We start from the raw sequence: 24,986 nt of genomic DNA on the forward strand, positions 1-24,986 counted from the left end.
TCCTTGGGGTTTCTCGGTATTTTGGTGCCCAGAGACGGAATCGAACCGCCGACACGGGGATTTTCAATCCCCTGCTCTACCGACTGAGCTATCTGGGCAACGGGGCGCATTAAACGGGTTTTTCAGGGGGTCGTCAAGCAAGTTTTCAAAAAATATTTAATTATTACCGTCGCTTACGTGCCGACCCCGGTTTTTGATCAATTATTGAGCAGGTGGGACGTAGCCTTCGGCCTGGGCGTATTCCTCGCCGGAAAAGAACTTGTCCATTTCGCCCTGCAGGTATTTGCGGTCTTCGGCGTTCATCATGTTCAGGCGTTTTTCGTTAATCAGCAGGGTCTGGTGTTTTTGCCAGTCGGCCCACGCCTGGGCGGAAACGTTATCGTAGATGTCCTGGCCTTTGGCACCCGGAAAAGGGGCACGTTCCAGGGCTGGCAGTTCTTCTTTGTACTTACGGCACATAACGGTGCGGGTCATGACGAAACTCCTGCGTTCAATACGTCGGCCGCGCGCTTCAGCAGTTTTTTCACCGGGGCGGCAAGGCCCAGGCGCGGCGGGGTGGCGAGGTTATACCAGAGCCAGTCGGCCTCGGCCACGTGATGGGCGGTTTCCTCGACCTGGACCAGCCAGGGTTCGATGGCCAACTGGAAGTGGCTGAAGGTGTGGATCAGCCCCGGCAGTTCCTGATGCTTGCCCAGCGCGAGTGCATGCTGGTTGGCCAGGTGGTCAAGGTCGCCCAGGTCATCCAGCTCCGGCAAGCTCCACAAGCCGCCCCACAAGCCCGTAGACGGGCGACGGTAAAGCAGGATCGCGCCCTCGGCGTTCGCCAGCATGGGCATCAGCGTGCGCTTTTGCGGAATGGTCTTGCGCGGCTTGGGGATCGGGTAGCGCGTCTCCAGGCCGAGCATGTGGGCTTCGCAGCCTTTTTCCAGCGGGCACAACAAGCAACTGGGTTTGCTGCGGGTGCAGAGCGTGGCGCCCATGTCCATCATTGCCTGGGTGTAGGCGTTGACGCGGGTATGGGGTGTAAAGCGCTCTGCGGTGGCCCACAGCTGCTTGGCCACCTTGGGCTCGCCAGGGTAACCCTCTTGCGCGGTAAAGCGCGCCAGCACGCGTTTGACGTTGCCGTCGAGGATCGGCGCGCGCAGGCCCATACTCAGGCTGGCAATCGCGCCAGCGGTGGACAGGCCGATGCCCGGCAGCTCGGTGAGCTTTTCGACGTCGCGGGGAAACTCACCGCCGTATTCGGCGACAACGATCTTGGCGGTTTTTTGCAGGTTACGCGCCCGGGTGTAGTAGCCCAGGCCCGTCCACAGGTGCAGCACTTCGTCTTCCGGCGCGGCGGCCAGGGCTTCGACCGTGGGCAGAGACGCCATGAAACGGTCGAAATAATTGAGCACGGTGCTCACCTGGGTCTGTTGCAGCATGATCTCCGACACCCACACCCGATACGGCGTGATGCCCTGTTGCCAGGGCAGGTCGTGGCGGCCGTGGCGGTCGTACCAGTCCAGCACCGCCTGTGAAAACTGCTCGTTTTTCATCGGTTGAACAGGCCTTTCAATGCGTCTTTGAGCTTGGGATTAACCTTGTCGAGTTTCTCTTCCAGCTTCTCGTTCAGGCGATTGCCGGCCGCCTTGAGGGCGACCTGGCCGAGGCCGTCCTTGTCCAGGCGGCAGGCCTTGGCGCCCAGCTCCAGCGGGCCACGGCAACGCAGCGGTACCTCAATGCCCTGGAAGTTGGCGCCGACCTGGCAAGCCGGGTCCGGCACGTCGCGCTTGTCGCCTTCAACGATGATGCCGACGCGGTAGTCCATACCCAGCACACGTAAATCCACATCACCGTTGCCGTTGAGCGTCAGGCCAGGAATGCGCACTTTCAGGTCGGGGTTGCTGGCCACGCCGTTACGGAACGTGAGGTTGCCGCGCAGTTCCTGGAAGGGCGTGTCCTTGCCGCCTGGCGTGGTGCTCAGGGTCTTGCGGTTGAGCAGGGCGATGCCGGTACACAGTTGCTGCTCAATGTTGGCATTGAGCAGCACACCGTTGTTGATCACGAGGCTGGCGGTGCCGTTGAGGCTGTCGATCAGGGCCTTCTGGCTGTTGCCGCGGCCGCTGAGGTTGCTGTCGAGGGTGAGCTGGCCTTTGACCGGCGGAGTTTTCCCTTGGGCCTGCAGGATGCGTTCAACAGGTACCTGCTTGATGTGGCTTTGCAGGGCCAGCACTGGCGTGTCCTGGCGCACGTCGAGTGTGCCGTTGGCCTGGAACGTGCCGTTGTAGAGACCGCCGCTAAGGGTGTCGAGCTTGAGTTGCCCGTCAATGCCGGAGGCTTTAAGCACCGCATTTTGAATGGGCAATTGGCTAAGGGTCAGCTCGCCAAAGGCCAGGTCTGCATTTACGTCCAGGCTGCGCAGGCGCGTCAGCGGCAGCAGTTTGTCATTGCTCCAGGCACCTTTGGTCGGCGCCTCGGGCAATGGTGTGTTGCCGCCTGCCGCCATGGCGCCGGCCTCGCTGCTCTGTACTTCGGCCTGGCGTGCAGCGGTTGCACCTTTAGCGGCTTCGGATTTGGTCGGCAGGTAATTGTCGGCATTGAAGGTATCGCCTTTGAGCTGCACACGCAGGGACTGCTTGGCGAAATCATCCACGGCGACGCGGCCGGTGAAGGTGCTGCCATCGAGCTTCAGGTTCAGGTCTTCCAGGGCGACGCTGGTGGGCGTGCCCTTGAGGCGGCTCACCAGCTCGACCTTGCTCAGGCTACCTGGGGCCATGGCTGGCAGTGGGTGGCCGATGCTCTCAAGAAACTTGGCCAGGTCAAACTGGGCAACCGACAGGGCGCCGCTGATTTGCGGGGTTTTGTCCAGGTCATTGGCCTTCAGTTCGCCCAAGGCGCGCAATTGGTTGGCCGCCAGTTTCAGGTTGGTCCATTCGGCGACGTTGGCCGCCAGGTCCACCAGCAGTTGGCCCTGGGTAGAGAAGCTCACGGTCTTGCCTTGCAGCGGCTCGCCGGTGGCTTCACCGCTAAAGCGCATGTCTTCGAACTGGTAGCGCTTGAGGGCACGCTGGATGCGCAAGTTGCCGTTCAGCTCGGTCTTGACCCGCATCAGCGGCTGGTTGCTACCCAGGAACGCCGTGAGTTTCAGCGGAATGCTGGCGCCTTCGTGGATGGCTCCGGCGCTCAGTTGGATGCTCTCGGCACTCAATTGCTTGCCGGTCTGTTCATCGGTGTACTCAACACGAGCGTTGTTGATGGTCAGGCTGTCGATGTCCAGGCGGATCGGCTGCGGCGGCTTTTCCGGCTTGGTTTCAGCCACGGGTTCGACTGGCGCGGGAGCGGGGGTGCCTGTGGTTTCGTCGGGCAGGTTCTTGCCGATGTCTTCCCAGTTGCCGTGGCCCTGTTTGTCGCGGTTCAGGCGCAGGTTCAAGCCCTCGACACGCACATCGCTCATCTGCACTTCGCGGCGCAGCAGTGGCAGTACGCGTACCGACAGGCCGAGCATCTGCAAGTCGGCGAAAGGTTGGGTGGGTGCGGTCAGGGTCGCGACGCTGGCCTCGTGCAGTTCCAGGCCCAGCCAGGGGAAAAGGCTCCAGCCGATATCGCCATTGAGCGTCAGCTCGATGTGGGCCTTGTCGCGGGCTATCTGGCGAATTTCTTCTTTGTAGTCGTTGGGATCGAAAAGGTGGGTCAGGGCAAAGCCGAGCGCCACAATGATCAGCAACAGCCCCAGAAGTACCAGACCCAGGATTTTGCCGAACGCTTTCATGGGCGAGTCCTTGTATGTCGAATTCAAAATTTAGCCGCAGAGTATAACGCCCGAAGGCCGGCGTCAGTTCACGGATCGTTACATTGTATCCACCGGCGTGGAAATGGGATTTTGACGTCAGAAAAATACAGATAATCCAAAAAAGGTAGTGGCAGTTTGATTTTTCTGTCATCCACTGGTGCTAATCTCTGCACGTTCGTCCGCCTTCTGCGACTTAAGGTCGCGCCTAAAAGGGAGCTTCACTCAACAAAACGGCCACGCTTTGCGTGCAAGGCCGAGGGAGAGAGCGCCTGACGGACGCATACCAATAACTGGGGGAAACACCAATGAGCACTAGCACTGTGGCCGGCACTGCCGCCGCACAGCCTGCGTTCCTGTCCAAGGAGCGCATCATCGCCAAGCCGGGCTTCAACCGCTGGCTGGTTCCACCGGCCGCCCTGGCCATCCACCTGTGCATCGGCATGGCCTACGGCTTCTCGGTGTTCTGGCTGCCGTTGTCCAAGGCGCTGGGTATCACCGCACCGGTGGCCTGCGCGCCGGACATGAGCTTTATCGCCCAAGTCTTCTCGTCCCAATGTGACTGGCCCATCTCCATGCTGGGCTGGATCTACACCCTGTTCTTCATCTTCCTGGGCTGCTCGGCAGCGATCTGGGGCGGCTGGCTGGAACATGCCGGGCCACGCAAGGCCGGCGTTGTCTCGGCGTTGTGCTGGTGCGGTGGCCTGCTGATCTCGGCGCTGGGTATCTATACCCACCAGATCTGGCTGATGTGGATCGGCTCCGGTGTCATTGGCGGTATCGGCTTGGGCCTGGGCTATATCTCGCCCGTTTCGACCTTGATCAAGTGGTTCCCGGACAAGCGCGGCATGGCGACCGGCATGGCGATCATGGGCTTCGGCGGCGGCGCGATGGTGGGTGCGCCCCTGGCTGCGGCACTGATGGGCCATTTCTCTTCGCCCACCAGCGTGGGCGTATGGCAGAGCTTTGTGGTCATGGCGGCGATTTATTTCGTGTTCATGATCGGTGGCGCCCTGCTGTATCGCGTACCGCCGACCGGCTGGAAGCCTGAGGGCTGGACCGCGCCGGCGAAAAAAGCCAGCAATGCGATGATCACTCACCGTCACGTGCATGTGAATGTGGCGTGGAAAACCCCGCAGTTCCGCCTGGTATGGCTGGTGCTGTGCCTGAACGTGTCTGCCGGTATCGGCATCTTGGGCATGGCCTCGCCGCTGCTGCAGGAAGTGTTCGGCGGTAAGTTGTTGGGTGTTGATGTGCCATTCGGCCAATTGGATGCGGGCCAGTTGGCCTCCATTGCAGCCATTGCCGCTGGTTTTACCGGCCTGTTGAGCCTGTTCAACATCGGTGGCCGGTTCTTCTGGGCCTCGTTCTCTGACTACCTGGGGCGTAAAAATACCTACTTCGTGTTCTTCGCCCTGGGCTTTGCCCTGTACGCGCTGATCCCGAACCTGGGGCATCTGGGCAACGTGGCGCTGTTTGTGGCGGCGTTCTGCATCATCCTGTCGATGTACGGCGGTGGTTTTGCCACGGTTCCGGCCTACCTGGCCGACCTGTTCGGCACCCAGATGGTTGGCGCGATCCACGGTCGCCTGTTGACCGCCTGGGCCGCTGCGGGCGTGTTGGGCCCGGTGCTGGTGAACTACCTGCGTGAATACCAGTTGAGCATCGGCGTTGAACGCGCCGCGGCCTACGACATCACCTTGTACATCCTCGCCGGCTTGCTGGTGCTGGGCTTCATCTGCAACCTGCTGGTGCGCCCGGTGGCCGATAAGTACTTCATGACTGATGCAGAACTTGCCGCCGAACAGGCGCTGGGCCATGACAAAGGTGCCGATGCCACCACCGTGCTGGAGTGGAAGGCCTCCGCCGCCAGCAAGCCGCTGGCGATTGCCGCGTGGCTGGTAGTGGGTATTCCGCTGGCGTGGGGTGTGTGGGTGACCCTGCAGAAGACGGCGGTACTGTTCCACTGACACCGCAATAAGGGGGGCCCGGCTCCTGTGGGGCCGGGCTAATGTGGGAGCTGGCTTGCCTGCGATACAGGCACCTCGGTGTACCAGTTGCCTCGCAGTGATGCTATCGCAGGCAAGCCAGCTCCCACAAAAGCCAGCTCCAACATAAGCCCATGCTCACATGTATGCACATGTCTATCCCCGACATTCCTCGCTCCAACTCGTCAGTCTTATCCCCTTCGTTGTTTCTGTTTAGCGCCTGCGCCCCTATAATGGCTGCCTTTTTCGCCCAATGATTTTGCGGAGCTGGTGATGGCCGAACGTAAGGCATCTGTCGAGCGCGACACTCTGGAAACCCAGATCAAAGCCTCGATCAACCTGGATGGCACCGGAAAGGCCCGATTCGATATCGGTGTCCCTTTTCTTGAGCACATGCTGGACCAGATCGCCCGTCACGGGCTGATCGACCTGGATATCGTCGGCAAAGGCGACCTGCATATCGACGACCACCACATGGTGGAAGACGTGGGCATCACTCTCGGCCAGGCGTTTGCCAAGGCCATCGGCGACAAAAAAGGCATCCGTCGCTACGGCCATGCCTATGTCCCGTTGGATGAAGCGCTGTCCCGGGTGGTCATCGACTTCTCCGGCCGCCCTGGCTTGCAGATGCACGTGCCTTACACCCGCGCGAACGTGGGCCGTGGCTTTGACGTTGACCTGTTCCAGGAATTCTTCCAGGGCTTTGTCAACCACGCACTGGTCAGCCTGCACATCGACAACCTGCGCGGCACCAACACCCACCACCAGATCGAAACCGTGTTCAAGGCTTTCGGTCGCGCGTTGCGCATGGCTGTGGAAGTCGATGAGCGCATGGGCGGGCAAATGCCGTCGACCAAGGGCGTTCTGTAATGCAGACGGTCGCGGTTATCGATTACGGCATGGGTAACCTGCACTCGGTGGCCAAGGCCCTTGAGCATGTAGGTGCCGGCAAGGTGCTGATCACCAGCGATGCCAACGTGATTCGCGAAGCCGACCGCGTGGTGTTCCCCGGCGTTGGCGCGATTCGCGATTGCATGGCCGAGATCCGCCGCCTGGGCTTTGACAGCCTGGTGCGCGAAGTCAGCCAGGACCGCCCCTTCCTCGGTATCTGCGTGGGCATGCAGGCTTTGCTCGACAGCAGTGAAGAGAACGGCGGTGTCGACTGCATCGGGGTGTTTCCGGGCCAGGTGAAGTTCTTCGGCAAAGACCTGCATGAAGAGGGCGAGCACCTCAAAGTCCCGCACATGGGCTGGAACGAAGTGCGCCGCACCGTCGACCACCCGCTGTGGCACGACATTCCGGACATGGCGCGTTTCTACTTCGTGCACAGCTACTACATCGCCGCCGGTAACCCGCGCCAGGTGGTGGGTGGCGGGCATTACGGCGTCGATTTTGCCGCCGCGCTGGCCGATGGTTCGCGCTTTGCCGTGCAGTTCCACCCGGAGAAGAGCCATACCCATGGCCTGCAATTGCTGCAGAACTTCGCCGCTTGGGATGGTCGCTGGTAATGGCCAAGAAACCGAAGCCGCCGATCTTGAACCTCACGCCCGAGCAGGAGCGTGCGGCCACCGACAAGATCAAACGTTTCATGGAAGACCGCTTCGAGCTCAAGCTGGGTTCGTTCGAGGTCGCCGAGATTCTTGAGCTGTTCACCACCGAAGTGGCGCCGCATTATTACAACAGGGCGGTTTTCGACACGCAGACGCTCCTTAAGGAAAGGTTCGAAAGCATCGAAAGCGACTTGTGGTCGCTTGAGAAACCCTGATTTCCCAAGCATTGCTGAATATCGAATAAGGTTTGCCAGATGCTGATTATCCCCGCTATCGATCTCAAGGACGGCGCTTGTGTCCGCCTGCGCCAAGGCCGCATGGAAGATTCCACGGTGTTCTCCGATGACCCGGTGAGCATGGCTGCCAAATGGGTAGAAGGGGGCTGCCGTCGTCTGCATCTGGTGGACTTGAACGGCGCCTTCGAAGGCCAGCCGGTCAATGGCGAGGTGGTCACCGCCATCGCCAAGCGCTACCCGAACCTGCCGATCCAGATCGGCGGTGGTATCCGCTCCCTGGAAACCATCGAGCACTACGTCAAGGCGGGCGTGAGCTACGTGATCATCGGCACCAAGGCCGTGAAAGACCCGGCCTTCGTCGCCGAAGCCTGCCGCGCGTTCCCCGGCAAGGTTATCGTCGGCCTGGATGCTAAAGACGGCTTTGTTGCCACCGATGGCTGGGCTGAAATCAGCACCGTGCAGGTGATCGACCTGGCCAAACAGTTCGAAGCCGACGGCGTGTCCGCCATCGTTTATACCGACATCGCCAAAGACGGCATGATGCAGGGCTGCAACGTTCCGTTCACCGCAGCCCTGGCAGCGGCCACCAAGATTCCGGTGATCGCCTCGGGCGGCATTCACAACCTGGGTGACATCAAGTCGCTGCTGGACGCCAAGGCTCCCGGCATTATCGGCGCCATCACCGGCCGTGCGATCTATGAAGGTACCCTGGACGTCGCCGAAGCTCAGGCTTACTGCGACGCCTACAACGGCTGAGGACTGACCATGGCGCTGGCCAAACGCATCATCCCTTGCCTGGACGTCGACAACGGTCGTGTGGTCAAGGGCGTCAAGTTCGAGAACATCCGTGATGCCGGCGACCCGGTAGAAATCGCCCGTCGCTACGATGAGCAAGGTGCCGACGAGATCACCTTCCTCGACATCACCGCCAGCGTCGATGGCCGCGACACCACGCTGCATACCGTCGAGCGCATGGCCAGCCAGGTATTTATCCCGCTGACCGTGGGCGGTGGCGTGCGCACCGTGCAAGACATCCGCAACCTGCTCAATGCCGGTGCGGACAAGGTCTCGATCAACACCGCCGCCGTGTTCAACCCCGAGTTTGTCGGCGAAGCCGCGCAACACTTCGGCTCGCAATGCATCGTGGTGGCTATCGACGCCAAGAAGGTGTCCGGCCCGGGCGAAACCCCGCGCTGGGAGATCTTCACCCACGGCGGGCGCAAGCCTACCGGGCTGGACGCGGTGGAGTGGGCGATGAAGATGGAAGGCCTGGGCGCCGGTGAAATCCTGCTGACCAGCATGGACCAGGACGGCATGAAAAACGGTTTCGACCTGGGCGTCACCCGCGCCATCAGTGATGCCCTGGGCATCCCGGTGATCGCGTCGGGCGGCGTCGGCAACCTGCAACACTTGGCCGATGGCGTGCTCGAAGGCCATGCCAGCGCGGTGCTGGCGGCGAGTATTTTTCACTTTGGTGAATACACCGTGCCCGAGGCCAAGGCCTATATGGCGGCGCGCGGTATCGTCGTGCGCTAAACGCTGCTGGACACCATGGCAGGCTCGCGGCACTCTCTGCGCTTGCCATGGATTCCGGTAGCCTTCATGTTCAAACACCTGCTGCTCGCCCTCGCCAGTTCCTCCATGTTCATGGCGGCTACGGCACACGCCGAACAACCGTCTGACGCCTCCCTGGTGTTGCTGACGGAAAATTTCCCGCCCTACAACATGGCGAAAAACGGCAAGAACTTCGCCAAGGACGAGAACATCGAAGGCATCGCCGTAGACATCATGCGCGAAACCTTCCAGCGTGCCGGCATTTCCTACAACCTGACCCTGCGCTTCCCGTGGGAACGAATCTACAAGCTCGCCCTGGAAAAACCCGGTTACGGTGTGTTTGTGATGGCGCGTCTGCCAGACCGTGAAGCCTTGTTCAAATGGGTCGGCCCCATCGGCCCGGATGATTGGGTAATGCTGGCCAAGGCCGACAGCAAGATTCAGCTAGAAAGCCTGGAGCAAGCGCGCCGCTACAAGATTGGCGCCTACAAAGGCGACGCCATTGCCGAAAGCCTCGACAAGCAGGGGCTCAAGCCGATGGTCGCCCTGCGTGACCAGGACAATGCGCAAAAGCTCATGGAAGGCCAGATCGACCTGTGGGCCACCGGCGATCCTGCCGGGCGTTACCTGGCGCGGCAGGTGGGGGTAAACGGGCTCAAGACGGTGTTGCGGTTCAACAGTGCGCAGCTTTACCTGGCGTTGAACAAGGACGTGCCGGATGAGGTGGTGGCCAGGCTCCAGGCCGCATTGGATGAGTTACGCAACAGCGGCCGTATAGACGAAATCATGGCGCGTTACCTCTGAAGTCGGCAGGATGAACATGATCAACAATGTGGGAGCGGGGTTGCCCGCGATAACATTGGATCAGCCAATACCTGTGTGACCGACACTCCGCCATCGCGGGCAAGCCCGCTCCCACAGTAGATCTTTGCGATCTTCCTTAACGGTAAATACCGTCCTTGCCATGCCCGGCCATCGCCCGATTACTGCGCACGCTGATCATCAACTTGATATCGATCCACTCCACGCCCTGGGCCTTGAGCTTGGGCAATTCGCGCTCCAGCACCGCCAGCGTCTGTGGGTAAGGATGCCCGATCATGACTGCCGAACCCTGCTTATGTGCCAGTTTGATCGCGGTCTGCAGTTGCGTGGTAATCGCTGCCTCGGTGCGTTCGTCATCGAGAAATACATCCCGCGACACATGGGCCAAACCGATCTTCTGTGCCTCGGCGGCGGCGACGGTTTGCGCACTGGTGCGGCTGTCGACGAAGAACTTGTGACGCCGTTGCAACTCACCCATCAGCCAGGCCATCGCTACCGGTTGTGCAGTCATGCGGCTGCCCATGTGGTTGTTGATACCGGCGGTGTAGGGCACGGCTTCAAATGCCGCGTCCAGGCGCTTGCCCAGTTCTTCGATGGACAGCTCCGGGTGCCAGGCGAATGGGCCGGTGGCCGGGTCCATAGGCATGTGCAGGATCACGATCTTGCCAGCCTTGTGGGCCTCACGGGCGAATTCGGCGGCGTGGGGCGTGTCCGGCATGATGGCGGCGGTCACCGGGCCGGGTAGCGCAAGCACGCGACGATCCCGAGGCAGGTTTTGCCCCAGGTCGTCGATGATAAGCGTCAGGTAGGCTTTGTGCGGTTCGCCGGCAGGGGCCGCTTGAGCGACCCCTGCCAGGCTGCACAGCACAGCGAAGATCAGGGCAAAGCGCATGATCAACGGCTGCGGGTGATGCTCAAGCCCTTGAGCAGGCTGAGTGCCTGGGCCAGTTGGTAGTCATCGTCCTGGGGCATCGGCTTGGCCTTGGCGCGGCTGCCGGTTGGCTGGTCGGCGCCGCCGTTGCCATTGCTCAGGTGACCTTGCAGATCGGCCTCTTTGTAGTATTCGCCATCGATCTCGTTGGTGATCTTGGCGCGGCGTACTTCGATGTCCGGCACGATGCCCTGGGCCTGGATCGAGCGGCCGTTAGGCGTGTAGTACAGCGCCGTGGTGATCTTCAGTGCGCGTTCGTTGTTCAGCGGCAATACGGTCTGCACCGAGCCTTTGCCGAAGCTGGTGGTGCCCATCAGCACGCCGCGCTTGAGGTCTTGCAGGGCGCCGGCGACGATTTCCGAGGCCGAGGCGCTGCCGCCGTTGATCAGCACCGCCAACGGCACGTTTTCGCTCAAGTCGTTGCCGGTGGCCGAGAAGCGCAGTTCGGAGTTGGCAATCCGGCCTTTGGTATAAACGATCAGGCCCTTGGTGACAAAGTGGTCGACCACTTCAACCGCCGACTGCAACACGCCGCCTGGGTTGTTGCGCAGGTCAAGCACGATGCCGTTGAGCTTCTTGCCGTTGTCTTTGCGCAGCTTGGCCAGGGCCTTGGCCACTTCGTCGCCGGTCTTGACCTGGAACTGGGTGATACGGATGTAACCGTAGCCCGACTCCAGCAACTGGCTCTTCACGCTCTTGACCGTGATGGTCGCACGGGCCAGGGTCACGTCAAACGGGTTGCCGCCGTCGCGTACCAGGGTGAGGGTGATCTTCTGGCCGAGCTTGCCGCGCATCTTGTCGACGGCTTCGGTCATGGTCTGGCCACGGGTCGGCTGGCCATTGATCTTCACGATCAGGTCGCCGGCCTGGATGCCGGCCTTGGACGCTGGGGTGTCGTCGATGGGCGAGACCACTTTGATCTGGCCGTCTTCGGAGCCCACTTCGATGCCCAGGCCGCCGAACTCACCACTGGTGCTTTCCTGCAGCTCGGCGAAATCTTCCGGGCCCAGGTAGGCGGAGTGCGGGTCGAGGTTGCTGAGCATGCCCTTGATGGCATTTTCCAGCAGGGCCTTGTCGTCTACGGGTTCGACATACGCTGCCTTGATCCGGTCCATGACCTCGGCAAAGGTGCGCAGCTCGTCCAGCGGCAATGGCGCCTTGGTCGTCGCAGCCGTGGCAGGTGCAGCCGGTGCGGCCTGGTCGGCAAAAGCCAGAGGCGCGCCGATCACCAGAGCGATCGTCAGGGCCAGCGAAGTGAGGCGGGACAAATGCAGCATGTCGAACGAACTCCTAATGTAGATGCGACCCTATCCTTGGGACCGGCACCATTGTGCAGGGTCGCTCGGGCGGCCCTGCTGACGAATAGCAAAGTACAGCGCCGGGGTGTCCTGGCCACCACTGTTACCGACAGTGGAGATGGATTCACCGGCTTTTACAACATCACCTGCCGACTTGAGTAGTGTCTGATTGTGGCCGTAAAGGCTCAAATAGCCATTACCGTGGTCAAGAATCACCAGCAAGCCGGCGCCCCGCAACCAATCGGCGAACACCACGCGCCCACCATGCACGGCGTGGACCTGGCTGCCGGCAGAGGCGCTGATCATCACGCCGTCCCACTTGGCACGGGTGTCATCGCCACGGGTTTCCCCAAAGCGTGCCAGTAATCGACCATCAACCGGCCATGGAAGTTTGCCCCGAGCTGAAGCAAAAGGGCCACCGAAGGACTCGCCACTGCTGGAAACCAGCGGGCCAGGGGCTGCACGCGCCGGTTTGCGCGGGGCCGGAGCGTCGCTGGTGGCAGCCAGTTCGGCCTCACGCTGACGCTTTTTTTTGGCTTCCTGCTGGGCGATCAGCGCTTTTTGCCGCGCTTCTTCGGCCTCGCGTGCCTGGCGGGCCAGGGTTTCTTCGATAGTCTTGAGGACTTTGGCCAGGTCGGCCTGGTCCTGCTCGCGTGCCTGGAGCTTGGCGTCGCGGGCTTTTACGTCGCTGTTGAGCTTGGCCAGGGCCTGCTGGCGTTCCTTGCGCACCTTGTCCAACTGATCACGCTGGGTGTCGAGGGCGGTTTTCTGGTCGAGCAGTTGCGATTGCTGGTCGGCAATCTCCTGCTCGACATTGGCCAATTGGCGCAGGGTTTCGTTAAACCCCTTCAATTGCGCCAGGCGTGCCTGGCTCAGGTAGTCGTAATAGGTGAGGGTACGGGCGAATTTTTCCGGGTTCTGCTGGTTGAGCAGCAGCTTGAGGTACTCCTGGCGGCCGCTCTGGTACGCGGCACGGGCCTGGATCGCGATCAGGCGTTGCTGTTCAACGCGTGCGCTCTGGAGTTTTTTTTTCTCAGCGTCGAGTCGCTCCAGTTCCGACTCGCTCTTCTTTAGTTCTTTTTGCAGCTCCTGGACCTGCTTCTCCAGCTTGCCCATCTCGGTTTCCGTGCCGCGCAGGTCTTTCTGCACCCCGGATTTTTCTTCCTGGAGCTTGCCGAGCAGTTTTTTCAGCTCGGTAATGTCCTGACGCGTAGCGTCCAACTGTTGTTGGGTTTGTGCGCGCTCATCGGCAAATGCCGGTTGGAGCAGGCAGACAAGAGCAAGGGTGATCAAGGCGCGAAGCATAGAGGCGGGCGACACCAGGGGAAAAGGACGGCCTAGTATGCCCGCCAAGCGCTGCAAAAAAAACGCCCAATTGGGGCGGTAGGGCAAGATAGCCGCCGAGTGGCGATGGTATGGCAAAAAGACATCTATCAAACACCACAAAACCAATGTGGGAGCGGGCTTGCCCGCGATTGCGGTGGGTCAGCGACATAGATGTCGACTGATTAGCCGCTATCGCGGGCAAGCCCGCTCCGACACTGTTTTGTGGCGCACTTTGGATCAGACCAGGATCGAGGTCCCTGTCATCTCCTTCGGTTGCTCCAGCCCCATCAGTTTCAGCATGGTCGGCGCCACATCCGCCAGCACGCCACCTTCCCGCACTTTCAGGTCACGTTTGCCGACATAGATGAACGGTACCGGCTCGGTGGTGTGGGCTGTGTGAGCCTGACCAGTGGATTCGTCGGACATCTGTTCGCAGTTGCCGTGGTCGGCGGTGATCAGTGCTTCGCCGCCGACTTTTTCCAGCGCGTCGACGATGCGGCCAACACATTTATCCAGGCATTCCACGGCCTTGACCGCCGCTTCCAGGTTGCCGCTGTGGCCAACCATGTCGCCGTTGGCGTAGTTGACGACGATCACGTCGTAACGCTGGTGATCAATGGCGTCGACGATCTTGTCGGTCACTTCCGGTGCGCTCATTTCCGGCTGCAAGTCGTAGGTAGCGACTTTTGGCGACGGGATCAGGATGCGCTCTTCGCCGGGGAACGGCTCTTCGCGGCCACCGGAGAAGAAGAACGTCACGTGGGCGTATTTCTCGGTTTCGGCGATGCGCAGCTGGGTCTTGCCGTTTTTAGCCAGGTAGTCGCCCAGCACGTTTTCCAGGCTGCCCGGGGCGAATGCCGACGGGGCCGGGATGTTGGCGGCGTATTGGGTAAGCATGACGAACTCGACCTTTGGCTGGCGTGCGCGCTCGAAGTCCTTGAAGCCTTCATCGACGAACACATGGCTCAGTTCACGGGCGCGGTCGGCGCGGAAGTTCATGAACACCATGGCGTCGCCGTCTTCGACCTTCACCGGCTCGCCGATGGTGGTGGCCTTGACGAACTCATCGCTCTCGCCACGGGCGTAGGCTGCTTCCAGGCCTTCCTGGGCGTTGGCCGCGTTGAATTCGGCCTGGCCTTCGACGATCAGGTTGTAGGCCTGGGCGACACGGTCCCAGCGGTTATCGCGGTCCATGGCGAAGTAACGGCCCACCAGGCTGGCGATGCGGCCCTTGCCCAGGGCGGCGAAGGTGGCGTCGAGCAGCTCGATCGACGATTGCGCGCTTTTGGGCGGTGTGTCGCGGCCGTCGAGGAAGGCGTGCAGGTAGATCTTGTCGGCACCGCGCTTGAACGCCAGTTCGGCCATGGCGACCAAGTGATCCTGATGGCTATGTACGCCGCCGTCCGACAACAGGCCCATGAAGTGCACGGCTTTACCGGCGGCGACGGCTTTATCGACCGCCGCGCAGATGGTCGGGTTCTCGAAAAACTCACCCTCGCGGATCGCTTTGGTCACACGCGTGAAGTCTTGATATACCACTCGTCCGGCGCCGAGGTTCATGTGGCCGACTTCCGAGTTACCCATCTGGCCCTCCGGCAGGCCCACGTCCATGCCGGAACCTGAGATCAAACCGTTGGGAACCGTTGCAGTCAGGCGGTCCAGCACGGGCTTGTTGGCCGAGTACACGGCGTTGTCGTGGTGGCTTTCACTGTGTCCGAAGCCATCGAGAATTATCAGGACCAAAGGTTTAGGCGTGGTAGTCATAGATCCTCTCGCGGCGGTAATAAAGGAAGACAATGGAAAAGGGAGTGGCAGTTTAAAGCGAAGTTCCGAGCGCGTCACCGCTTTACGGGGGTTGGCCCTCCTTGGCGGCTGTGTATACTTACCGCCATTTTAACGCCCTGGAACCTCCTTGATGGTTGATCACCTGATTGCATTTGCCACTGCCCACTACCTGCTCGTGGGTGCCTTCGTCATCCTGCTGGCGCTGCTGATCGCGCATGAACTGAGCCGCGGTGGTCGCAGCCTGAGCACGTCGGAGCTGACCGCCCTGGTCAACAAGGATGAGGCCGTTGTCGTCGATATTCGCCCGGCCAAGGATTATGCCGCCGGCCATATCGTTGGTGCCCTGAACATTCCTCAGGACAAGCTGATCGCGCGCTTGGCCGAGCTGGAAAAATACAAGGCCAAGACCATTATCCTGGTCGACGCCCAAGGCCAGCACTCGGGCACCCACGCCCGCGAGATGCTCAAGACCGGCTTCACCGCCGCCAAGCTGTCGGGTGGTATCAGCAGCTGGCGTGGCGATAACCTGCCGTTGGTGAAGTGATATGAGCCAGGTTGTCGTATATTCCAGCGATTATTGCCCGTTTTGCATTCGAGCCAAGCAGCTGCTGCAGAGCAAGAAGGTCGCCTTCGAAGAGATCAAGGTTGATGGCAAGCCTCAGGTGCGCGCCGAAATGGCCCAGAAGGCTGGCCGCACGTCGGTCCCGCAGATCTGGATCGGCACCCGGCATATCGGTGGTTGCGATGACCTGTTCGCTCTGGAGCGCGCCGGTAAACTTGATGCGCTGCTGTCCGTCTGACTGCCAACCCCTTAAGAACCCCAAGATAAAGAAGGATCTGCGATGACTGATCAACAGAATACCGAAGCAGCAGAAGCTCAAGGCCCACAGTTTTCGCTGCAGCGCATCTACGTGCGCGACCTGTCGTTCGAAGCGCCGAAAAGCCCGGCGATCTTCCGTCAGGAATGGACCCCAAGCGTTGCGCTGGACCTGAACACCCGTCAGAAAGCCCTGGAAGGCGACTTCCACGAAGTCGTGCTGACCCTGTCGGTCACCGTCAAGAATGGTGAAGAGGTCGCTTTCATCGCTGAAGTGCAACAGGCCGGTATCTTCCTGATCCAGGGCCTGGACGAAGCGTCCATGAGCCACACTCTGGGCGCGTTCTGCCCGAACATCCTGTTCCCGTATGCCCGTGAGACCTTGGACAGCCTGGTCACCCGTGGTTCGTTCCCGGCCCTGATGCTGGCCCCGGTGAACTTCGATGCCCTGTACGCCCAAGAGCTGCAGCGCATGCAACAGGAAGGCGCTCCGACCGTTCAATGATTTTTTGAGCGGCGCCGATCAAAAATGTGGGAGCGGGCTTGGGTGGGAACTGGCTTGCCTGCGATAGCATCACTGCGGTGTGACTGACACACCGAGGTGCCTGCATCGCGGGCAAGCCCGGCTCCCACCCAAGCCCCCTCCCACATTTGTTTTGCGTTTTATTTAAAGCCCAGTTGTCGCCAGCCTTCGTAAACAGCGACGGCCACGGTGTTCGACAGGTTCAGGCTGCGGCAGCCTTCACGCATCGGCAAGCGCAGGCGATGGCCATCGGGCAATGCGTCGAGCACCTCGGCCGGCAGGCCCCGGCTTTCTGGGCCGAACAGGAAGGCATCGCCCTCGGCAAAGCTGGCATCGTGAAACGGCCGCGAGCCCTTGGTGGTGAACGCGAACAGCCGAGGGTGGCCCAGGCTCTCCAGGCAACTGGCCAGGTCGGCATGGCGCTTGAGGGTGGCGTACTCGTGGTAGTCCAGCCCGGCGCGGCGCAGGCGCTTGTCGTCCATGTCAAAGCCCAGCGGCTCGATCAAATGCAGGTGGCAGCCACTGTTGGCGCACAGCCTGATAACGTTGCCGGTATTCGGCGGAATTTCTGGTTGAAAAAGGATGACGTGAAACATGCACGGCTCCGAAGGCAAAGATGCGCTGCATTCTACCCCCGAAGACGACCCGAGACCGAAGCTATTGCCGAGGGTGTTGGGCTCATTGGCGATTGTCGGCTTGATGATTGGCTTGATGCTCGGTCGCTTGACCACCCCCGAGCCGCTTGAGCTGCAACAGGTAGAACCTGCGGCGGATGGTTTGGTGGTGTGGTTCAACGACGAACCCAAGCTGCACGGCGAGCATATCGACGGCACCGTGGCGTTGCTGTTTGACGCCCAGGGCAAGGCTGCCAGCGGGCAGCTCAAGGTCAATGACAAGGACGTGAATTGGCGCATACGCAAGACCGATGCTGGCCTGCTGCTGAACCTGGTGGCGGCTCGGCCGTTGCGTGGGGAGTGGAGCGGTGCAGAGGTCGATGGCCGCTGGCGGCTGGAGATCCATCTCCAAGAGCAATAAAAGAGGGAGTTCCCGGCCTGCCTGTACCAGGGCTCCCAAAACGGGGTGAAGCCTGAGGCTTCGGTGTTAAAGAGGGGATTCTCGGCCTGCCTGTACCAAGGTCCCCGAAACTGGGTAGTACTGGGGGTTATTGCAGGGGGCGTGCCAAAACCTGCAATTGCTGCTGGAAAAAAATGCCAAAAAGCGCAAAGCCCCGGAATACGGGGCTTTGTTTGTTTCTGCTGCCAAGAAATTTGTAGCGAAAGCGATAGGCGAGTTTTCTGGTCTGTGCTCAATGCCGGTTCATCGTGCATTGAAGCGGTGCACAGTCTGCAGGCATTGCACAAAACCAATGTGGGAGCTGGCTTGCCTGCGATGACGGCGTGTCAGCCCTATACTGGGTGACTGACACACCGTCATCGCGGGCAAGCCCGGCTCCCACACGGGGCCTTCAGCGGTCTTGGGGTTCAGGCTTCATCACCCTCGTCATCATCCCCACCATCCACCTTCATTCCCAATTCCTTGATCTTGCGCGTCAGGGTATTGCGCCCCCAACCCAGCAGCACGGCGGCATCACGGCGGCGGCCGGCGGTGTGTTTGAGCGCGGTCTCGATCATGATCCGCTCGAACGCTGGCACGGCGCTGTCCAGCAGGTTCGACTGGCCGCGTGCCAAGGCCTGGTCGGCCCATTGGCGCAGCGCCTGTTCCCAGTTGGTCACGGGAGCCGAGTCCTGCGGCAGGCTCAGCAGCTCCGGCGGCAGGTCGCTGATGTGCACTTCGCGCCCGGAGGCCATTACGGTGATCCAGCGGCAGGTGTTCTCCAGCTGGCGCACGTTGCCGGGCCACGGCAGATTCTTGAGGTATTCCTCGGTCTCGCTTTTGAGCAGCTTGGGCTCCACCGCCAGCTCCAGGGCGGCGCGGCTGAGGAAATGGCGGGCGAGGGTAGGGATATCTTCGCGGCGGTCCGACATGCGCGGAATGTGGATGCGGATCACGTTGAGGCGGTGGAACAAGTCCTCACGGAATTTACCCGCATGCACCAGTGTTTCCAGGTTCTGGTGGGTGGCCGCGATGATGCGCACATCCACCTTCACCGGCGTATGCCCGCCCACACGATAGAACTCGCCGTCAGCCAGCACGCGCAGCAAGCGAGTCTGAGTATCGGCCGGCATGTCGCCGATTTCATCGAGGAACAGTGTGCCGCCGTCCGCCTGTTCAAAGCGTCCGCGACGCAGGTTGGCTGCCCCGGTGAACGCGCCTTTTTCATGGCCGAACAGCTCGGACTCCATCAAATCCTTGGGAATCGCCGCCATATTCAGTGCGATAAACGGCGAGGCCGCCCGAGGGCTGTGGCGGTGCAGGGCGTGGGCCACCAGTTCTTTACCGGTCCCCGATTCGCCGTTGATCAACACGGTGATGTTGGAATGGCTCAAGCGCCCGATGGCGCGAAACACTTCCTGCATCGCCGGCGCTTCCCCGATGATTTCCGGAGTACGGGTCAGGGTCGGCGGCGCTTCCTGGTTCTGTTGTTCCTGGGCGTGCTGGTTGGCGCGTTTGACCAGCGCTACCGCCTCATCCACGTCAAATGGCTTGGGCAGGTATTCAAAGGCGCCGCCCTGATAGGACGCGACAGCGCTGTCCAGGTCCGAGTGGGCGGTCATGATGATCACCGGCAAGCGCGGGTGCTGCTCGCGAATGCGCGCCAGCAAGTCCAGGCCACTGGCCCCAGGCATGCGGATATCGGAAATGATCACGTCCGGTTGCTGACGTGCCAGGCGGCTCATCACCCCATCGGCGCTGTCGAAGCTCTGGGTGGTCATGCCTTCTTGTTGCAAGGCTTTCTCGAGGACCCAGCGGATAGAACGGTCGTCATCGACGATCCAGACAGTTTCACTACGGCTCATGTCGTGGGGGCTCCTTGTTCCAATGGCAGGAAGATCGAGAACGTGGTGTGGCCAGGGTGGCTCTCACATTCGATCAGGCCCTGGTGCTGGCTGATGATGTTCTGGGTAATGGCCAGGCCCAGCCCGGTACCGTCCGGGCGGCCGCTGACCATGGGAAAAAAGATGGTTTCCTGCAGCTCCGCAGGAATGCCGGGGCCGTTGTCGATGATCTCCACCTTGGTCACCAGGCGATGGCGCACATGGCCGATGGTGAACTGGCGCAGGGCGCGGGTGCGCAAACTGATGCGGCCCAGGCGCAGCTCGTTCTGGCTGCTGATGGCCTGCATGGCGTTGCGCACGATGTTGAGCACCGCCTGGATCATCTGCTCGCGGTCGATCAACACGTCGGGAATGCTTGGGTCGTAGTCGCGCACCAAGGTGATGCAACCTTGGCTTTCGGCCTCGACCAATTGGCAGACGCGCTCCAGCACCTCATGCACGTTGGTCATCGCCAGGGACGGCAGCTTGTTGGAGCCGAGCATACGGTCTACCAGGTTACGCAGACGGTCGGCTTCTTCGATGATGACGTTGGTGTAGTCCTTGAGGTGCTCGTCCGGCAGCTCGCGGGACAACAACTGTGCCGCGCCGCGAATGCCGCCCAGCGGGTTTTTGATCTCATGGGCGAGGCCGCGCACCAGCATCTTGCTGGTTTCCTGCTTGGACAGCTGCGCTTCCTCCTTGGTGATGCGCAGCAGGCGGTCGCGGGGGTGGACTTCGAGCAGCAGCAGGGTCGCGCCATTGCTCAGGATTGGGGTCACGGCGTAGTCGACGGTCAACGTTTGTCCGGTGAGCGCGGTGAGCATCGCTTCGCGCTTGGTGAACGGATGTGCCTGCTCCACGGCCTGGCGCAACGAACTCAAGGCTTCGGCCGACTCGGTGAACAATTCGCTGATGAACTGCCCATGGCTGCGCTGGCCGCTGATCGCCAGGAGCATCTCCGCCGCCGGGTTCATGTACTCAAGGCGCAGGTCGGCATTGAGCAGGATGGTCGCGGTGGTCAGGTTGTCGAGTAACAAACGGTGCAGTGCATCGCTGATGGTCATCGGGACCTCTTTTGGAGCAAGGCGCGGGCTTGAGGCACACGCTGATACAAGGAAAATGCAAAAACCAAACCAAGGCTCCGAAAAGAAGCGCTAATGCCCTGAAATAAGGGGTTCAGGCGCGAAACTGTGGCGTTCTGCCAGCCTCAACGGGAAGTTTCGAACCAAAATGGGCTGGGCAATTGAGAAGGGTGCAGGCTATCGCACCAATATAGTGCGGTTTTGTGAAGGTTGTTCAGCCACTGAAGATTGAAGGCAAATCGCAGTCAGTGTGGGAGCTGGCTTGCCTGCGATAGCTGTGGTGCATTCAACATCGTTATCGCAGGCAAGCCAGCTCCCACATTTTTAATTGGATTTGCAGTCCTTTTAACCTTTATAGATGCAAAGCTCGGCGGTGGCGCGGATCATCGCCAGCTGGCGCAGCGGATCATTCAGCGGTTCGTGCACGGCCTCGGCCAGCCATTGGGGGCATTTGGGGTCTGTGCGCAGGGGCGTGAAGTCAGCCAACTGCTGCAGCAGCCTTTTTTGCAGCGCGTCCAATTGCGGGCGAATCTGCTGGACCAGATCCGGGCGCGGGTCGTCGGGCGCTTTGCCCTGGAACTGCCAGTCGGACAGGTGGGTATATTGCACCAGTTTGTTGGCTTCGATCTGGGCGGCGAAGAACTGCTCGGCAGCGGCCGGGTCCAGCTTGTAGCTCGGCGCCTGGGCAGTGACGCTGGCGATCACCTCTTGTTCGCGCTTCTTGTCCTCCACGGGCTTGTGGCTGTCCCACTTGCTCAGTGCTACCTGGTCGGCAATCTCAAGGCGTTCGGCGATGCTGTTGAGCAGGGGTTCGAGCGTAGGCGGCGCAGCGCTCGCACTGGCACTGATGAACAGCAGGGCAAATACAAGTCGATATCTCAAAGGTGATCTCCTGTGGGAGCGGGCTTGCCCGCGATGGCGGTGTGTCAGTGATACAGCAGGTGGCCGGCAGTGCGCTATCGCAGGCAAGCCAGCTCCCACACTTTGATTGGGTTTGAAGAGTTGGGCTAGCGTAACGCCCAGGCAAAAAAAAGACCTCCCGAAGGAGGTCTTTTTCATCACGCTGCCTCAAGCAGCGCTACCGGATCAGCAGCTGTAGTACAGCTCGTATTCCAGTGGGTGTACGAAGGTGCGTACTTTGATTTCTTCTTCGCTTTTCAGGGCGATGTAAGCGTCGATGAAGTCGTCGCTGAAAACGCCGCCTTTGGTCAGGAACGCACGGCCCTTGTCCAGCTCTTCCAGGGCTTCTTTCAGGCTGCCGCACACTTGTGGGATCTCTTTGGCCTCTTCAGGCGGCAGGTCGTACAAGTTTTTGTCGGCGGCGTCGCCAGGGTGGATCTTGTTCTGGATACCGTCCAGGCCGGCCATCATCAGGGCGGCGAAGGCCAGGTAAGGGTTGGCAGCCGGGTCTGGGAAGCGCGCTTCGATACGACGGCCTTTAGGGCTGTTGACGTAAGGAATACGGATCGAGGCGGAGCGGTTGCGTGCCGAGTAGGCCAGCATCACCGGCGCTTCAAAACCTGGGACCAGACGCTTGTAGGAGTTGGTCGACGGGTTGGTGAAGCCGTTCAGGGCCTTGCCGTGCTTGATGATGCCGCCGATGAAGTACAGGGCGGTATCGGACAGGCCGGCATAGCCTTCGCCAGCGAAGGTGTTCTTGCCGTCTTTGGAAATCGATACGTGAACGTGCATGCCTGAGCCGTTATCGCCGTACAGCGGCTTAGGCATGAAGGTAGCGGTGCGGCCATAGGCATCGGCAACGTTGTGCACGCAGTATTTCAGAGTTTGAACTTCGTCAGCCTTCTTCACCAGCGTGTTGAATTTCACGCCGATTTCGTTCTGGCCGGCAGTCGCCACTTCGTGGTGGTGAACTTCAACGGTCTGGCCCATTTCTTCCAGTGCGTTGCACATGGAGGTACGGATTTCATGGTCGAAGTCGAACGGTGGTACTGGGAAGTAGCCGCCTTTCACGCCTGGACGGTGGCCTTTGTTGCCGCCTTCCACGTCCTGGTCGGACATCCACGAACCTTGCTCGGAGAAAATCTTGAACATGGAGCCGGAGATGTCGGATTTGAACTTCACCGAGTCGAAGATGAAGAACTCTGGCTCAGGGCCGAAGAATGCGGTGTCGCCGATACCGGTGGACTTCAGATATTCCTCGGCACGGTGGGCGATGGCGCGTGGGTCGCGGTCATAGCCTTGCATGGTCGAAGGCTCGATGATGTCGCACACCAGGATCAGGGTTGGCTCTTCGGTGAACGGGTCGAGTACGGCGGTGCTGTCGTCTGGCAGCAGGATCATGTCGGAGGCTTCGATGCCTTTCCAGCCGGCGATGGAGGAACCGTCGAACATCTTGCCGACTTCGAAGAAGTCATCTTCCAGCGCATCGCGAGCCGGCATGGTCACGTGGTGCTGAGTGCCTTTTGTGTCCGTGAAGCGCAGATCAATCCATTTAACGTCATGATCTTTGATGAGTTGAACCGACTTCGACATGGTGTCCTCCGGGTGGCTTCGGGCTTGGGTAGTGGAGTTAGCCCTTAGAATTTGGGTGATGCCGGCGCGGATACTCCGCCAAGGCAACCTGCCTCACAAGAGAGCAAATTGCATGCCAGTGCGCCAACATGGCCGTTTTGCCTCAAAATAGCCCCTATAACGGTGCAATCGGCAAAAACGGCATAAATCGCGCACTGCAATGTAGCGTTTATTTGTGTAAATGACCCGTTTTGGTGCATTGCGTAGGCAATGCATATTAACTGGTTAAACCTTGAGCGATTTCCGCTATAATCCGCGCCCCCCTTTTTCAGCAGGCCCGGCGCGCGCTGTTTCCATGAAATTAATCGTTAAAGTCTTCCCCGAGATCACCATCAAAAGCCGACCGGTACGGACGCGTTTCATCCGTCAGTTGGCCAAGAACATCCGTGCCGTGCTCCGTGACCTGGACCCGGCTGTGGTGGTGAACGGCGTGTGGGACAACCTCGAGCTGGAAACCCGCATTACCGACGCCAAAGCCTTGAAGGACATGACCGAGCGCCTGAGCTGCATGCCGGGCATCGCGCATTTCCTGCAGGTGGATGAGTACCCGCTGGGCGACTTCGACGACATCACCGAAAAGTGCAAGCAGCACTACGGCAATGCGCTTGAAGGCAAGATTTTTTCGGTGCGTTGCAAGCGTGCCGGCAAGCACCCGTTCAGCTCCATGGATGTCGAGAAATACGTCGGCAGCAAGCTGCGTCGCGAGTGCGGTGCCGCTGGAATTTCCCTCAAAGCGCCGCAAATTGAAGTGCGCATGGAAATTCGCGACCAACGGTTGTTCGTGATCCACAGCCAGCACAACAGCATCGGCGGCTACCCGCTGGGTGCCTTGGAACAGACCCTGGTATTGATGTCCGGCGGTTTCGATTCCACGGTGGCGGCCTACCAGATCATGCGTCGCGGCCTGATGAGCCATTTCTGCTTCTTCAACCTGGGCGGGCGTGCACACGAATTGGGCGTGATGGAAGTCGCGCACTTTATCTGGAAGAAGTACGGCAGCTCCCAGCGCGTGCTATTTGTAAGCGTGCCGTTCGAGGAAGTGCTGGGCGAAATTCTCGGCAAAGTCGATAACAGTCATATGGGCGTAGTATTGAAGCGTATGATGTTGCGCGCTGCGTCCCGAATCGCCGATCAATTGCAGATCGACGCCCTGGTGACCGGCGAAGCGATTTCCCAGGTTTCCAGCCAGACGCTGCCGAACCTGTCGATCATTGATTGCGTGACCGAGAAGCTGGTGCTGCGCCCGCTGATCGCCAGCCACAAGCAGGACATCATCGACCTGGCCGAGCAAATCGGCACCGCCGACTTTGCCAAGCATATGCCTGAATACTGCGGGGTCATTTCGGTGAACCCCAAGACCCACGCCAAGCGTCACCGCGTGGAGCATGAAGAAAAAGAATTCGACATGGCGATTCTGGAGCGTGCGCTCGAGAACGCCAAGCTGGTGCCAATCGATCGAGTGATCGACGAATTGGGCCAGGATGTGCAGATCGAAGAAGTCAGCGAAGCCCTGGCCGGCCAGATCATCATCGACATCCGTCACCCGGATGCCGCCGACGACGAGCCGCTGGAGATTCCTGGCATCGACGTACAAACGCTGCCGTTCTATGCATTGAACGCGCGTTTCAAGGAACTGGATGACAGCCGTCAGTACCTGCTGTATTGCGACAAAGGCGTGATGAGTCGCCTGCATGCCCACCATTTGCTCAGTGAGGGGCATGCCAATGTGCGCGTTTATCGACCGAGCTAAGAGCCCGGGGCTGTTTGCCTGTGGCCTGCGTCACCGGCCCCCCGACTCTGCCGTCAAGCTGTAACGGCAAGGCCTGACTCTACTGTT

Annotated in this window: 24 protein-coding genes and 1 tRNA gene; 12 read left to right on the plus strand and 13 right to left on the minus strand. The window is 60.4% G+C overall.

Annotated features, from left to right (window positions below):
* Positions 1–22: 22 nt before the first annotated feature.
* The 4 genes from AB4P90_RS02505 to AB4P90_RS02520 form a co-directional block, all read right to left on the minus strand.
* A tRNA-Phe gene (locus AB4P90_RS02505) sits at positions 23–98 on the minus strand.
* Between the two features lie 103 nt (positions 99–201).
* Positions 202–474 carry an oxidative damage protection protein gene (locus AB4P90_RS02510; protein ID WP_014716509.1) on the minus strand — a complete coding sequence of 91 codons (273 nt, stop codon included), beginning with the start codon at positions 472–474 and terminating at the stop codon, positions 202–204.
* Positions 471–1,538: an A/G-specific adenine glycosylase gene (gene mutY / locus AB4P90_RS02515; RefSeq protein WP_038448518.1), complete on the minus strand. Its 1,068-nt coding sequence runs from the start codon at positions 1,536–1,538 to the stop codon at positions 471–473. The genes AB4P90_RS02510 and mutY overlap by 4 nt, the downstream gene beginning before the upstream one ends.
* On the minus strand, positions 1,535–3,751 hold the full coding sequence (locus AB4P90_RS02520; protein WP_395605633.1) for an AsmA family protein: 2,217 nt from the start codon (positions 3,749–3,751) through the stop codon (positions 1,535–1,537). The genes mutY and AB4P90_RS02520 overlap by 4 nt, the downstream gene beginning before the upstream one ends.
* A 326-nt stretch (positions 3,752–4,077) precedes the next feature.
* Here AB4P90_RS02520 and AB4P90_RS02525 point away from each other — a divergent pair, with 326 nt between their 5' ends.
* The 7 genes from AB4P90_RS02525 to AB4P90_RS02555 all read left to right on the plus strand — a co-directional run bounded on the left by AB4P90_RS02525 (position 4,078) and on the right by AB4P90_RS02555 (position 9,901).
* A complete protein-coding gene (locus AB4P90_RS02525) occupies positions 4,078–5,739 on the plus strand; it encodes an OFA family MFS transporter (RefSeq protein ID WP_014716512.1) in 1,662 nt (553 codons plus the stop codon).
* Positions 5,740–6,030: 291 nt separating this feature from the next.
* The gene (hisB, locus tag AB4P90_RS02530) at positions 6,031–6,627 is read left to right on the plus strand and encodes an imidazoleglycerol-phosphate dehydratase HisB (protein ID WP_003187781.1); all 597 of its coding nucleotides are present in this window, start codon (positions 6,031–6,033) and stop codon (positions 6,625–6,627) included.
* On the plus strand, positions 6,627–7,265 hold the full coding sequence (hisH, locus tag AB4P90_RS02535) for an imidazole glycerol phosphate synthase subunit HisH (RefSeq protein ID WP_014716513.1): 639 nt from the start codon (positions 6,627–6,629) through the stop codon (positions 7,263–7,265). Before hisB ends, hisH begins: the two co-directional genes overlap by 1 nt.
* Positions 7,265–7,522 carry a DUF2164 domain-containing protein gene (locus AB4P90_RS02540; protein WP_014716514.1) on the plus strand — a complete coding sequence of 86 codons (258 nt, stop codon included), beginning with the start codon at positions 7,265–7,267 and terminating at the stop codon, positions 7,520–7,522. Before hisH ends, AB4P90_RS02540 begins: the two co-directional genes overlap by 1 nt.
* Before the next feature lie 39 nt (positions 7,523–7,561).
* Positions 7,562–8,299 carry a 1-(5-phosphoribosyl)-5-[(5-phosphoribosylamino)methylideneamino]imidazole-4-carboxamide isomerase gene (gene hisA / locus AB4P90_RS02545; RefSeq protein ID WP_003187784.1) on the plus strand — a complete coding sequence of 246 codons (738 nt, stop codon included), beginning with the start codon at positions 7,562–7,564 and terminating at the stop codon, positions 8,297–8,299.
* A gap of 9 nt (positions 8,300–8,308) precedes the next feature.
* Positions 8,309–9,079 carry an imidazole glycerol phosphate synthase subunit HisF gene (gene hisF, locus AB4P90_RS02550; protein ID WP_003187786.1) on the plus strand — a complete coding sequence of 257 codons (771 nt, stop codon included), beginning with the start codon at positions 8,309–8,311 and terminating at the stop codon, positions 9,077–9,079.
* 66 nt (positions 9,080–9,145) lie between these two features.
* Positions 9,146–9,901 (plus strand): ABC transporter substrate-binding protein, encoded by a 756-nt coding sequence (locus AB4P90_RS02555; protein ID WP_069868907.1) that lies wholly within the window; start codon positions 9,146–9,148, stop codon positions 9,899–9,901.
* Between the two features lie 136 nt (positions 9,902–10,037).
* Here AB4P90_RS02555 and AB4P90_RS02560 read toward each other — a convergent pair whose 3' ends face one another.
* The 4 genes from AB4P90_RS02560 to gpmI form a co-directional block, all read right to left on the minus strand.
* Complete coding sequence (locus AB4P90_RS02560; protein WP_019819983.1) at positions 10,038–10,811, minus strand: divergent polysaccharide deacetylase family protein; 774 nt, start codon at positions 10,809–10,811, stop codon at positions 10,038–10,040.
* Between the two features lie 2 nt (positions 10,812–10,813).
* Positions 10,814–12,127: a S41 family peptidase gene (locus AB4P90_RS02565; RefSeq protein ID WP_395605634.1), complete on the minus strand. Its 1,314-nt coding sequence runs from the start codon at positions 12,125–12,127 to the stop codon at positions 10,814–10,816.
* Positions 12,128–12,157: 30 nt separating this feature from the next.
* Positions 12,158–13,453, minus strand: coding sequence for a murein hydrolase activator EnvC family protein (locus AB4P90_RS02570; protein WP_395605635.1), 1,296 nt, complete (start codon positions 13,451–13,453; stop codon positions 12,158–12,160).
* Between the two features lie 258 nt (positions 13,454–13,711).
* The gene (gene gpmI / locus AB4P90_RS02575; protein WP_288856824.1) at positions 13,712–15,238 is read right to left on the minus strand and encodes a 2,3-bisphosphoglycerate-independent phosphoglycerate mutase; all 1,527 of its coding nucleotides are present in this window, start codon (positions 15,236–15,238) and stop codon (positions 13,712–13,714) included.
* 151 nt (positions 15,239–15,389) lie between these two features.
* Between gpmI and AB4P90_RS02580 the strand changes: the two genes are divergently transcribed.
* Genes AB4P90_RS02580 through secB form a run of 3 tightly spaced genes read left to right on the plus strand, consistent with a single transcriptional unit; the run spans position 15,390 to position 16,581 of the window.
* On the plus strand, positions 15,390–15,803 hold the full coding sequence (locus tag AB4P90_RS02580) for a rhodanese-like domain-containing protein (RefSeq protein ID WP_003187796.1): 414 nt from the start codon (positions 15,390–15,392) through the stop codon (positions 15,801–15,803).
* 1 nt (position 15,804) lies between these two features.
* Positions 15,805–16,059, plus strand: coding sequence for a glutaredoxin 3 (grxC, locus tag AB4P90_RS02585; RefSeq protein WP_019819989.1), 255 nt, complete (start codon positions 15,805–15,807; stop codon positions 16,057–16,059).
* A gap of 42 nt (positions 16,060–16,101) precedes the next feature.
* The gene (secB, locus tag AB4P90_RS02590) at positions 16,102–16,581 is read left to right on the plus strand and encodes a protein-export chaperone SecB (protein WP_014716520.1); all 480 of its coding nucleotides are present in this window, start codon (positions 16,102–16,104) and stop codon (positions 16,579–16,581) included.
* Between the two features lie 158 nt (positions 16,582–16,739).
* On the opposite strand, the gene AB4P90_RS02595 is transcribed toward secB, so the two are convergent.
* Positions 16,740–17,195 carry a tRNA (cytidine(34)-2'-O)-methyltransferase gene (locus AB4P90_RS02595; protein ID WP_003171120.1) on the minus strand — a complete coding sequence of 152 codons (456 nt, stop codon included), beginning with the start codon at positions 17,193–17,195 and terminating at the stop codon, positions 16,740–16,742.
* On the opposite strand from AB4P90_RS02595, the gene AB4P90_RS02600 reads away from it, so the two are divergent.
* A complete protein-coding gene (locus AB4P90_RS02600) occupies positions 17,194–17,634 on the plus strand; it encodes a hypothetical protein (RefSeq protein ID WP_032901813.1) in 441 nt (146 codons plus the stop codon). The two genes, AB4P90_RS02595 and AB4P90_RS02600, sit on opposite strands and share 2 nt — an antisense overlap.
* 446 nt (positions 17,635–18,080) lie before the next feature.
* On the opposite strand, the gene ntrC is transcribed toward AB4P90_RS02600, so the two are convergent.
* The 4 genes from ntrC to glnA form a co-directional block, all read right to left on the minus strand.
* Positions 18,081–19,517: a nitrogen regulation protein NR(I) gene (gene ntrC / locus AB4P90_RS02605; protein WP_003187806.1), complete on the minus strand. Its 1,437-nt coding sequence runs from the start codon at positions 19,515–19,517 to the stop codon at positions 18,081–18,083.
* On the minus strand, positions 19,514–20,599 hold the full coding sequence (gene glnL / locus AB4P90_RS02610; RefSeq protein ID WP_014716523.1) for a nitrogen regulation protein NR(II): 1,086 nt from the start codon (positions 20,597–20,599) through the stop codon (positions 19,514–19,516). The genes ntrC and glnL overlap by 4 nt, the downstream gene beginning before the upstream one ends.
* 363 nt (positions 20,600–20,962) lie before the next feature.
* Complete coding sequence (locus AB4P90_RS02615) at positions 20,963–21,499, minus strand: chorismate mutase (RefSeq protein ID WP_014716524.1); 537 nt, start codon at positions 21,497–21,499, stop codon at positions 20,963–20,965.
* 204 nt (positions 21,500–21,703) lie between these two features.
* A complete protein-coding gene (gene glnA, locus AB4P90_RS02620) occupies positions 21,704–23,110 on the minus strand; it encodes a type I glutamate--ammonia ligase (RefSeq protein ID WP_003187811.1) in 1,407 nt (468 codons plus the stop codon).
* A 334-nt stretch (positions 23,111–23,444) separates the two neighbouring features.
* On the opposite strand from glnA, the gene thiI reads away from it, so the two are divergent.
* Positions 23,445–24,899, plus strand: coding sequence for a tRNA uracil 4-sulfurtransferase ThiI (gene thiI / locus AB4P90_RS02625; RefSeq protein ID WP_014716525.1), 1,455 nt, complete (start codon positions 23,445–23,447; stop codon positions 24,897–24,899).
* Positions 24,900–24,986 lie beyond the last annotated feature (87 nt).

The sequence above is a fragment of the Pseudomonas sp. B16120 genome (genome assembly GCF_044218845.1).
Taxonomy (GTDB): Bacteria; Pseudomonadota; Gammaproteobacteria; order Pseudomonadales; family Pseudomonadaceae; genus Aquipseudomonas; species Aquipseudomonas paracarnis.

What these genes read in the sequence shown, in the direction of transcription:
- AB4P90_RS02570 (WP_395605635.1), bottom strand. Translation starts at nt 13,453, where the DNA reads ATGCTTCGCGCCTTGATCACCCTTGCTCTTGTCTGCCTGCTCCAACCG.
- secB (WP_014716520.1), top strand. Translation starts at nt 16,102, where the DNA reads ATGACTGATCAACAGAATACCGAAGCAGCAGAAGCTCAAGGCCCACAG.
- glnA (WP_003187811.1), bottom strand. Translation starts at nt 23,110, where the DNA reads ATGTCGAAGTCGGTTCAACTCATCAAAGATCATGACGTTAAATGGATT.
- AB4P90_RS02565 (WP_395605634.1), bottom strand. Translation starts at nt 12,127, where the DNA reads ATGCTGCATTTGTCCCGCCTCACTTCGCTGGCCCTGACGATCGCTCTG.
- AB4P90_RS02525 (WP_014716512.1), top strand. Translation starts at nt 4,078, where the DNA reads ATGAGCACTAGCACTGTGGCCGGCACTGCCGCCGCACAGCCTGCGTTC.
- AB4P90_RS02555 (WP_069868907.1), top strand. Translation starts at nt 9,146, where the DNA reads ATGTTCAAACACCTGCTGCTCGCCCTCGCCAGTTCCTCCATGTTCATG.
- AB4P90_RS02580 (WP_003187796.1), top strand. Translation starts at nt 15,390, where the DNA reads ATGGTTGATCACCTGATTGCATTTGCCACTGCCCACTACCTGCTCGTG.
- glnL (WP_014716523.1), bottom strand. Translation starts at nt 20,599, where the DNA reads ATGACCATCAGCGATGCACTGCACCGTTTGTTACTCGACAACCTGACC.
- ntrC (WP_003187806.1), bottom strand. Translation starts at nt 19,517, where the DNA reads ATGAGCCGTAGTGAAACTGTCTGGATCGTCGATGACGACCGTTCTATC.
- thiI (WP_014716525.1), top strand. Translation starts at nt 23,445, where the DNA reads ATGAAATTAATCGTTAAAGTCTTCCCCGAGATCACCATCAAAAGCCGA.
- hisB (WP_003187781.1), top strand. Translation starts at nt 6,031, where the DNA reads ATGGCCGAACGTAAGGCATCTGTCGAGCGCGACACTCTGGAAACCCAG.
- AB4P90_RS02560 (WP_019819983.1), bottom strand. Translation starts at nt 10,811, where the DNA reads ATGCGCTTTGCCCTGATCTTCGCTGTGCTGTGCAGCCTGGCAGGGGTC.
- hisH (WP_014716513.1), top strand. Translation starts at nt 6,627, where the DNA reads ATGCAGACGGTCGCGGTTATCGATTACGGCATGGGTAACCTGCACTCG.
- hisF (WP_003187786.1), top strand. Translation starts at nt 8,309, where the DNA reads ATGGCGCTGGCCAAACGCATCATCCCTTGCCTGGACGTCGACAACGGT.
- gpmI (WP_288856824.1), bottom strand. Translation starts at nt 15,238, where the DNA reads ATGACTACCACGCCTAAACCTTTGGTCCTGATAATTCTCGATGGCTTC.
- AB4P90_RS02595 (WP_003171120.1), bottom strand. Translation starts at nt 17,195, where the DNA reads ATGTTTCACGTCATCCTTTTTCAACCAGAAATTCCGCCGAATACCGGC.
- hisA (WP_003187784.1), top strand. Translation starts at nt 7,562, where the DNA reads ATGCTGATTATCCCCGCTATCGATCTCAAGGACGGCGCTTGTGTCCGC.
- mutY (WP_038448518.1), bottom strand. Translation starts at nt 1,538, where the DNA reads ATGAAAAACGAGCAGTTTTCACAGGCGGTGCTGGACTGGTACGACCGC.
- AB4P90_RS02540 (WP_014716514.1), top strand. Translation starts at nt 7,265, where the DNA reads ATGGCCAAGAAACCGAAGCCGCCGATCTTGAACCTCACGCCCGAGCAG.
- AB4P90_RS02520 (WP_395605633.1), bottom strand. Translation starts at nt 3,751, where the DNA reads ATGAAAGCGTTCGGCAAAATCCTGGGTCTGGTACTTCTGGGGCTGTTG.
- grxC (WP_019819989.1), top strand. Translation starts at nt 15,805, where the DNA reads ATGAGCCAGGTTGTCGTATATTCCAGCGATTATTGCCCGTTTTGCATT.
- AB4P90_RS02510 (WP_014716509.1), bottom strand. Translation starts at nt 474, where the DNA reads ATGACCCGCACCGTTATGTGCCGTAAGTACAAAGAAGAACTGCCAGCC.
- AB4P90_RS02600 (WP_032901813.1), top strand. Translation starts at nt 17,194, where the DNA reads ATGCACGGCTCCGAAGGCAAAGATGCGCTGCATTCTACCCCCGAAGAC.